The sequence below is a fragment of the Acetobacter syzygii genome (assembly GCF_000964225.1).
Classification (GTDB): Bacteria; Pseudomonadota; Alphaproteobacteria; order Acetobacterales; family Acetobacteraceae; genus Acetobacter; species Acetobacter syzygii.
The window spans coordinates 1-1,358 of record NZ_BAMZ01000070.1 but is presented as its reverse complement, the minus strand read 5'-3'; the positions used below and the strand labels follow the sequence as shown (position 1 = coordinate 1,358).

The following is a 1,358-nucleotide window of genomic DNA, read 5'->3' as shown; positions in this document are numbered from 1 at the left end:
GGCCTCCACTCCAGCATCACCTTCTGATCACTCTAAACATGGTCCCGGAATGACGCACAGGGATGGCGGCCCGGCAGTTAAAACTCTTGCCGTGCGGTGCTGAAATTCTATGATGCCCGCACGACAACCATGAGTCTCTTTGTTTTCTGACCGACCCGCACACGCTTTGCGTTGTGCCACCATGCCAAGATATAAAAGGATAACATCATGAACACATCTGTTCATACGACTGCCCCCGCTCTGGTGGCCGATGCGGGCATTCCGCTGCGCGACATTCTGCCGTGGGGTGTGTTTGGTCTGATCGTGGCCGCCCTTCTGATTTACTTTGTTGGTGCCGAACAGGGGGCAACCTCCCTGATTTCTGGCCATGCCGTGCATGAGTTCGTGCACGATGGCCGCCACCTCCTTGGTTTCCCCTGCCATTAAATAATTAGCCGTCAGGAAAGATTCGTCTCATGGTTGGTCGTCTTCTCGTCCGTGGCATGGTTGCGGGTGTTGCCGCTGCATTGCTGACATTTATTTTTGCCAAGCTGTTTGGCGAGCCGCAGGTTGCTCTGGCCATTGCCTTTGAAGCCGCGCAGGATGCCGCAGCCGGTAACGCCCCCGAACCCGAAATTGTGAGCCGTGCCGTGCAGGCTTCTTACGGTCTGCTCACGGCTGTGCTCATGTATGGTGCAGCTTATGGTGGCATGTTTGCCATTGTGTTTGCCGTGGCATACAGGCGGCTTACACTGTCCAGCCCGCGCGCACTGGCGTTGCTGCTGGCCGGGGTTGGTTTTTTAACCTTTGTGCTGATCCCAGATCTTAAATATCCGCCTAACCCGCCAGCTGTGGGGCTGGAAGAAACCATTGGCCTGCGTACCGGCATGTATTTTGCCATGGTTGGTATTGCCATAGCGATTTCCATGATCTCGCTGCTCGTAGGGCGTGCACTGGTTGCGCCACTTGGGCGGTGGAATGCTGCGTTGTGCGGTATTGGCCTTGGTATTGCTCTGGTCGTGGTCGCGCAGTTTGGTCTGCCCGATATTAATGAAGTTCCGGGGAATTTTCCGGCCATTGTGCTCTGGCGCTTCCGTGAGGCAGCCATTGGTATGCAACTGGTCATGTGGTCCACCCTGGGGTTGGTATTTGGCGCTCTGGCAGAAAAACTGCTGCAATCTTCCAGCGTGCAGGCACGCTAGGGCGGCCGCACCCTCTGGGGGAGGTGGAACGGGTATAAAAAAGGGGCCACGCACCAGCGTGGCCCCTTTTTGCTGTGCCTGTGACGCTGTGGGGGCCGCCCTGCCGGGCCGCCATCCCTGTGCGTCATTCCGGGGCCATGTTTAGAGTGATCAGAAGGTGATGCTGGAGTGGAGGCC

Annotated in this window: 2 protein-coding genes; both read left to right on the top strand. The window is 57.1% G+C overall.

The features are described 5' to 3' along the window. The first annotated feature begins 207 nt into the window (after window positions 1-207). Entirely contained in the window at window positions 208-426 is a 219-nt protein-coding gene (locus Absy_RS11715; protein WP_048854940.1) for a CbtB domain-containing protein, read from the top strand. Between the two features lie 29 nt (window positions 427-455). After that, window positions 456-1,181 carry a CbtA family protein gene (locus Absy_RS11710; RefSeq protein ID WP_048854939.1) on the top strand — a complete coding sequence of 242 codons (726 nt, stop codon included), beginning with the start codon at window positions 456-458 and terminating at the stop codon, window positions 1,179-1,181. Window positions 1,182-1,358: the final 177 nt, after the last annotated feature.

What these genes read in the sequence shown, in the direction of transcription:
- Absy_RS11715 (WP_048854940.1), top strand. Translation starts at nt 208, where the DNA reads ATGAACACATCTGTTCATACGACTGCCCCCGCTCTGGTGGCCGATGCG.
- Absy_RS11710 (WP_048854939.1), top strand. Translation starts at nt 456, where the DNA reads ATGGTTGGTCGTCTTCTCGTCCGTGGCATGGTTGCGGGTGTTGCCGCT.